Genomic DNA, 7,578 nt, shown 5'->3' with positions numbered 1-7,578 from the left:
CAAATATTTTATTTAGAGTTTATTGTATTTATTTTTATTAATAAAGTGGTGCATTTTTACTTTGCACTACTGGTGTATTTTACCTTTGCATTTGACACTGAAGATATATTATTGTCAAATGCAAAGTAAAAGTGCACCACTTTATTAATAAAAATAAATATAATAAACTCTAAATAAATTTCTATAGATATTTTATTTTATGAAATACTCTATTTCCAAATTTTTTAATATAATTTAGTTTCATTAATTAACTAACTTCTACTATTAATTAAGCTTTATTTCATTTGTTATTATTTATAATTTTTATATAATTCCCTCGTAAGCCTATATACTAGAGATATAGCCGAGGGTTCAAAACTATTCTATACTTCTCCCAATTAAAATTTATTCAATTTCACTCATCAAAAACTATTAAATTAGTTTAAAATTTTTAGTACTTATATCAAAATCTTCAATTTCTAAAATATACCTTGACTTAGTTTTTTTTATATGATAAAATCATCATATGATAAAAATATCATATGAAAGGATTTATATATGAAAAAAACATTTAAAGCACAAAATATAGCTTGTTCAGGTTGTTCAAACCTTATAAAATCATCACTAGAAGATAGTTTTGGAACTATAGAGGTTAACTTAGATGTTGAACCAAAAGAGGTTACAGTTGAAATTGCTGATGATACAAAAGAAGCAACTTTTAAAGAAGAGATGAAAACTCTTGGATTTGAGATTATAGAATAGTAGTATGAGTAATCCTAAAAAATTGACTAGGTCATGCTGTGAGGGCATAAGCCATATTCCTAAAATAAGAGAGGTCTTACCAAGTGAAAAAAACTTAGTTGAAATATCTAATGTTTTTAAAGCCCTAAGTGACCCTACTCGTGCAAAGATGCTATATGCGTTATTGGATTATGAAATATGCGTAGGAGAGATGGCAAATCTTTTAGAAATACCCCAATCTCATGTATCACACCAACTAAGAATTTTAAAAAAGTATGGCATAGTCGATTTTGAAAAAGATAAAAAGATGTCATTTTATTATATTAAAGATGAATACATTAAAGACCTTCTTAAGCTAATTTTAGAAGAAAAGGAGTGATATGTCAAAAGAGAAAATCAATTTAAACATTTCAGGTATGACTTGTGTAAATTGTTCAAATGGAATTGAAAATTTTTTAAAAAGACAAGATGGAGTTATTGATACAAAAGTAAGTTTTGCTTCAAGTGAGGGTGAATTTACTATTGATTCAAAACTCTACTCAAAAGATAAACTTGTTGCAAATATTGAAAAACTTGGATACAAAGTTGAAGATGATTTTGAAAAATTAGAGCAAGAACAAATAAAAAGTTTTCAAAAATTAAAACAACTATTTATTACTTCTATGTCATTAACTATTGTTATTTTTACACTGATGTTTTCAAATATTTTTGAAGATGAATTAAATAAAAAAATCATATTTATATTTGCTACAATTGTTCAGTTTTATTGTGGTGGAAGATTTTATAATCTTGCATACAAAGCATTAAGCAATAAAAACTTTGATATGAATGTATTAGTAGCTTTAGGTACAAGTGCTGCTTATTTTTATTCGGTTTTTGTACTTTTTGCACCGTGGCTTTTCCCAGAAAACTTAAGATTTGTATATTTTGATGGGGCTGCTGTTATTATTAGTTTTATTCTTCTTGGAAGATATCTTGAAGAGCGTTCAAAACAAAAAGCAAGTGACTTTTTAAAAAAACTTATGAATTTAGCTCCACAAGAAGCTAATCTTATACAAGAAGATGGAAATATCAAAACTGTTTTAGCAAATAGCTTAGAAGTTGGAAATAAAGTTCTAATCAAATCAGGTGAAAAAATCCCAATTGATGGAAAAATCATAGAGGGCAAAGCAGATATTGATACATCTATGATTACAGGTGAATCTATGCCTGTATTTAAAGAACTTGATGATGAAGTACTATCAGGAACACTAAATACAAATGGCGTGATAAAAATAAAAGTTTTAACAAAATCAAAAGATACTACACTATCTAAGATTATTCAACTTCTAAAAAGTGCTCAAAGTAAACAAATTCCAATAAGTAGATTTGCAGATAAAGTTGCAAATATTTTTGTTCCAAGTGTTATTGCTATTTCTATTCTTACTTTTGTTGTATGGTCACTTTTAGGAGATATGCAAACAGCTATATTAGCTTCAATTAGTGTTTTAATTATCTCTTGCCCTTGTGCTTTAGGACTTGCTACACCAATTGCTATTGTAAGTTCAGTAAGTAGAGGTGCAAAAGAAGGACTTCTAATAAAAAACCCCGAAGTTTTAGAGATAATAAAAGATATAAAATATGCAGTTTTTGATAAAACAGGAACTTTAACAAAGGGTGAAATAAGTGTAGAAACTACTGATATTGATGAAAAACATTTCAATACAATAGCTTCTATTGAAAAGTTAAGTGAGCATCCTATTTCAAAAGCTATTGTCTCTTATATTGAAAATAAAAAAACATTTGAAAATATAGAGATTGAAGATGTTGAGATTATTGCTGGAAAAGGTATAAAAGCAAAAGTTAAGGGAAAACTTATCTTATTAGGAAATGAAAAACTTCTAAATGAGCATGATATATCTATACAGGATATGCATAAAAAGTTTTATGAAGAGCAACTTAATAAATCAAATGGTGCAATATTAGCCTCAATTGAAAATGAAACTATTGGTTCATTCTCTTTAGTTGATAAACTAAAAGATGATGCAAAAGAGCTTATTTCAAGTATTAAAAAAAGAGGTATAACTCCTATTTTACTTACAGGAGATAATAAAATCACTGCTTCAAAAATAGCTTCAAAGCTAGATATAAAAGAGGTTTATAGTGAAGTTATTCCTACGCAAAAATATGATGTAATACTAAAACTTCAAGAAAAAGCAAAAGTTATGTTTGTAGGAGATGGGATAAATGACGCTCCTTCAATCAAACAAGCAGATATTGGAGTTACTTTAAACTCTGGTTCTGATATTAGTAAGGATGCTGGAGATATTATCTTAATTAACAATGAACTTTTATCTGTTGAAAAGAGTATAAAACTCTCAGTTGAGAGTATAAAGATTATAAAACAAAACCTTTTTTGGGCATTTGCTTATAATACTTTAGGTATTCCACTTGCAGCTGGTGTTTTATATCCAGCATTTGGACTTATGTTAAGTCCTATGTATGCAGGAATTGCCATGAGTTTTAGCTCTGTTGCAGTTGTATTAAACTCACTTAGATTAAAAGTTAAAAAGTTTTAACATAAAAAAAGAGAAGATTAATATCTTCTCTTTTCTTCTCCTTGGTAGCTTGAAATATTTTTATTTTTTCTGATTTTAATATTTTCTTTTCCTTCAAACTGAGCAAGTTTAGCACTATTTGCAGCTTTTGATGCAATATTATTACTTTGCTCTGCAATTATTTTTACATTATTAGCAATATCAGCATTTTGTTGTGTAAAAGTATCTATTTGAGAGACAGCATTATTTATTTGGATTATATTTTGTTCTTGTTCTTTTGTTGCTGTGTCAACTTGATTGATTAGTTCTATAGTATTTTCTATATTATTACTTAAAACTTCATACTCTTCACTCATAGATTTTGAAGCATCAGTTCCTTCTAAAGTCTTCTCATTCAAAATATCCATAAGTTCTTGAATATCTTTTGCTGTTTGCGCACTTCTATTTGCAAGATTTCTAACTTCTTGTGCAACTACTGCAAAGCCTTTTCCAGCTTCTCCTGCTGTTGCTGCTTCTACTGCTGCATTTAAACTTAAAATATTTGTTTGAAAAGCAATATCTGAAATTGCACCAATTGCATCATGTGCTTTATTTGTTGCTTCTTTTATAGCTTCCATTGAGCTTAAAGTTTTATTTGAATACTCTTTTCCTTTGATTGCACTATTTTTTACATCATTTCCTATTGAAGCCATTTTATTTGTTAATTTTCTATTCTCACTTATATTTGAACTTATTTCATCTAATGAAGCTGATGCTTCTTCAATAGTTGTAGCTTGCTTCATAGAAGATTGAGCTAAAATTTCAGCTTCATTTTTTAAATTTGCTGATTCATACTCTAAAACTAAAGACTCCCTTACACTTTTTTGTAAATTCTCTGTTACTTTTTGCCTTAAAGAGTTTATTCCTAAAAGCAACTCTTTTAATTTACCACCTCTAAAAAGTGAAGTATCCACTTCATTTAAATAGTTTTTATTTTCATACTCAGATAATCTTAAAATAACTTCTGAAATACTTGTATCTATTTTATGATTCATTGCATTTATTGTTTCACAAAGATATGATATTTTTGCATCACTTGATTTAGAAACAATAGTATCATTTGTATAACCATCTGATATTTTTTCACATGATAATATTATTTCTCCATAAACTTTTAAATCTTCTAGCTTTTTTTCTCTAACTTTTTTTGATATTCTTAAGATTTTTTCTTCTATTTTTTTAAACTTTTTTTTCTCTATTTTTTCTAGATTATCTAAACTATTCTTATCATTTGTAATATATTCTTCAAATTCATTTAAAAATGAACTTATTTTATCTAGATCTTTTTTTGTACTAAACATCACTATTTCTCTTCTTGTTTTAGTTTTTTATAAAGTTTTATTGCATTTTGTACTTCATCTTGTGTAGGTTTTACTCTTACAGAAATATATCTTTTTCCTTCAGCTTTTTGAACAGGATAAACAGTAGCATTTACCCAATAATAATCATCATTTTTACATCTGTTTTTAACTATTCCATTCCAAGTTTTACCATTTTGTACATGTCCCCACAGCTCTTTAAATGCAGATTTTGGCATATCGCTATGCCTTAAGATATTGTGAGGTTGTCCTATAAGTTCATCTTTTGTAAAACCAGCAATTTTACAAAAATCATTATTAGCGTAAGTAATATTCCCTTTAGTATCTGTTTCAGATACTATCATAGTATTCTTTGATAATTTTTTCTCAATATTCAATATAATTCTTCCCATATTATAATTTATTTGGAATTATATTAAATTTTATTATAATAAAGAATAAATTTTTATAGTAGTTTTATAAAAAAAAATTTCTATAAGGTTTATTAACTATCTATCAAGTAAAGAATCAGCTTTTGATTTTAGCTCTTTTTTATGCAAAAACTCTTCTTCTCTTTTAGTAAATTTAGTTTTATCTTTTATAGTATTATTTTCTCTTTTTTCTTTTTTCTTTTTTATTTGCGGTTTATCAATATCTTTTCTTTTAAATAGAGTTAAAATCAAATAAATAGAAAAAAGTATATTTGAAAATATTATAAGCCATTTTATAACTAAAGCTAGTTCTAAATACTCTAATTTCTGTTTTAATGTCAAATACTCAACTATATCTGTATATATAGAGTTTGCAAATATAGCAATAATTAAAAGTGCTGATATTATCATCACTCTTTTTCTAAATTTATATAAATAATACCAAAAAATAGCAGATTTTACTTGTCTAAACATTTACAATCTTTTATATCAAAAAGTCTAATCCTAGTATTGCAAGTGCTGCTACTAGTGACTTTGTTTTTAAATCATCTTTTAATTTTCTTTCTTCATCTGAAATTATTATTTCTAGTTCTTCATCAGTATAATCATCGAAACTTTTATTTCTTTCTGCTAGTCTTGCTTTTGTACTTAAAATTGCTTTTTCTCTTATCTTCTTTTTTATTCCCTCTTTTAATTCTTTACTTTTAACAGAGGGATAATCAAATGCTTTTGTTATATTTTCAGAAGTTACATTATAAAGTTTTGAAGAGTTTTGTTTTAATCTTTCTTTTATTTTCATTTTATATCTTTTTATTTTGATTATAACATATTAAAATCAAAAAAACTTTTATAGCTCAGAAGCAGTTTTAATAATATCAATGCCAAATTTATCTCTTAGATTTTGTACTTTGTTTGTAAGTTCTTTCTTCTTTAAATCACTTTCATATTCAAAAAGGTTATAGGTAAACTTTTTATTATCAGCAAAATTTGATACAGTTATATTAAGTTGTACTACTCCATGCCTTGGGTGTTTATCACTTTTTATAAAAAGCTCTTTTATTTTCAATTTAAAATCACTTTCATTAAAAATAGTATTTACATTTACATAATCTTTTGATTTTATTCCATACTCATATTTTATAAAAATAGAGTATGTCAATGGGTTCACATTCTCTTTTTTTACTAAAAAACAAAGATATCTACAAAGTATCATGGCTCTTCTAATTAGTTCAACTCTTTCATATACCACATCAAAACTTCTTCCTATTCCAATTGATTTTTTATCTCTTGTTGTACTAAGTTTTCTATCATTTATACCACAAACTCTATTATATAGTTGAATTCCTGGTTTTTTCCAAGAATAAAATAGCTCTTTTTTATCTTTTATATCTCCTAATGTTCTTACTCCATAGCCTCTTAGTTTTTGAGAATAGCCTTTACCAATTCCTGGAAACTCTTCTATTGGAATATCTTTTATAAAATTTGGAATGTGTTCTTTTTTTATATGTTTTATTCCATCTGGTTTTGCATATTCTGTTATTAGTTTTGAAAGATACTTTGAATGAGCTATTCCTATTGATATGGGTAAACCTAAATCATTCTTAATCTTTTGTTTTAAATAGTTTGCAAAATCAAAAACTTCATCTTCATTTATATAACCCGTAACATCACCAAAAAACTCATCAATACTAAACTGTTCAACTAAAGGAATCTCTTTTTTCAATAATGCACTTAGTTTTTGCGACAAATCATGATATAAAGGATAATTAGGTGGTATCATAAGAAGATGTGGGCAAAGTTTTAAAGCTTCATTTACACTCATGGCAGTTTTCACTCCATAAGCTCTTGCTTCATACGATGATGTTGTTATGATGCCTCTTATTCTTCCATTTTCGTCTTTATAATACTCTTTAAATGTTTTTGTATTTTCATCTGTAAAAATAGATCCTACAAAAGCACCTGTATTATTGCTAATAGTTCTTTTTTGATTTTTAGTATCAAATATACTTAAGTTACTTCGTCCTCCAACAGCAACTGGAATATTTTCTAAACTTTTATCAATAATTCTATGAGCAGATACAAAAAAGCAATCTAAATCTAGGTGTATAAACATGTCTTTATTTTATCACATAAAAAATTTATAAGCCAAAAATATTTCATTTTGTGATATTATTTGAAAAATTATAAAAGGATAAATCATAGAAAAGTGTAGAAACTGTAAAAGAGAAGTTGAAGCCAAAAAAAGACAATGCCCTTACTGCGGGATTTTAAACCCAACAGTAAATTTAAAAGATATATTTAAAGCTTTAGCTATTGTTTTAATTATTATGAGTATTGTAACTTTTTTTATGAATTAATTTTTAACTCTTCTTAATAAGTAAAACACTTTTACTTTGCACTACTAGTAGATTTTACCTTTGCATATAATAATATTATTATAATATATATGAAGTTAATATTTATTGTTTTTTGGATTTTATTCATCTCATTGTAAATTATAATATCTTTTCTGATTTTTAATACCTTTAATTATTAACTATTTTCTAATTATTC

The 7,578-nt window shown here is 26.0% G+C and carries 8 protein-coding genes; 3 read left to right on the top strand and 5 right to left on the bottom strand.

All coding sequences use genetic code 11. From position 1 onward, the window contains the following. Nucleotides 1-537 precede the first annotated feature (537 nt). Genes ACTCCZ_RS01460 through ACTCCZ_RS01450 form a run of 3 tightly spaced genes read left to right on the top strand, consistent with a single transcriptional unit; the run spans nt 538 to nt 3,278 of the window. Nucleotides 538-741: a heavy-metal-associated domain-containing protein gene (locus ACTCCZ_RS01460; protein WP_079577420.1), complete on the top strand. Its 204-nt coding sequence runs from the start codon at nt 538-540 to the stop codon at nt 739-741. Nucleotides 742-745: 4 nt separating this feature from the next. Further along, the gene (locus tag ACTCCZ_RS01455) at nt 746-1,099 is read left to right on the top strand and encodes an ArsR/SmtB family transcription factor (RefSeq protein ID WP_079577419.1); all 354 of its coding nucleotides are present in this window, start codon (nt 746-748) and stop codon (nt 1,097-1,099) included. Nucleotide 1,100: 1 nt separating this feature from the next. After that, nucleotides 1,101-3,278: a heavy metal translocating P-type ATPase gene (locus tag ACTCCZ_RS01450; RefSeq protein ID WP_079577418.1), complete on the top strand. Its 2,178-nt coding sequence runs from the start codon at nt 1,101-1,103 to the stop codon at nt 3,276-3,278. Nucleotides 3,279-3,295: 17 nt separating this feature from the next. Here the strand turns inward: ACTCCZ_RS01450 and ACTCCZ_RS01445 are convergent, their stop codons facing one another. The 5 genes from ACTCCZ_RS01445 to ACTCCZ_RS01425 all read right to left on the bottom strand — a co-directional run bounded on the left by ACTCCZ_RS01445 (nt 3,296) and on the right by ACTCCZ_RS01425 (nt 7,138). Continuing rightward, the gene (locus ACTCCZ_RS01445; protein ID WP_079577417.1) at nt 3,296-4,597 is read right to left on the bottom strand and encodes a methyl-accepting chemotaxis protein; all 1,302 of its coding nucleotides are present in this window, start codon (nt 4,595-4,597) and stop codon (nt 3,296-3,298) included. Between the two features lie 2 nt (nt 4,598-4,599). Next, nucleotides 4,600-4,959 carry a PAS domain-containing protein gene (locus ACTCCZ_RS01440; RefSeq protein ID WP_228145284.1) on the bottom strand — a complete coding sequence of 120 codons (360 nt, stop codon included), beginning with the start codon at nt 4,957-4,959 and terminating at the stop codon, nt 4,600-4,602. A 144-nt stretch (nt 4,960-5,103) separates the two neighbouring features. Then, nucleotides 5,104-5,499, bottom strand: a complete 396-nt coding sequence (locus tag ACTCCZ_RS01435) for a hypothetical protein (RefSeq protein ID WP_079577415.1) — start codon at nt 5,497-5,499, stop codon at nt 5,104-5,106. A gap of 10 nt (nt 5,500-5,509) precedes the next feature. Beyond that, nucleotides 5,510-5,824 carry a hypothetical protein gene (locus tag ACTCCZ_RS01430; protein WP_079577414.1) on the bottom strand — a complete coding sequence of 105 codons (315 nt, stop codon included), beginning with the start codon at nt 5,822-5,824 and terminating at the stop codon, nt 5,510-5,512. 48 nt (nt 5,825-5,872) lie between these two features. Next, nucleotides 5,873-7,138 carry a DNA polymerase Y family protein gene (locus tag ACTCCZ_RS01425; RefSeq protein ID WP_079577413.1) on the bottom strand — a complete coding sequence of 422 codons (1,266 nt, stop codon included), beginning with the start codon at nt 7,136-7,138 and terminating at the stop codon, nt 5,873-5,875. Nucleotides 7,139-7,578: the final 440 nt, after the last annotated feature.

The sequence above is a fragment of the Malaciobacter sp. genome, assembly GCF_055140965.1.
This window is presented reverse-complemented; position numbering and strand designations above follow the sequence as displayed.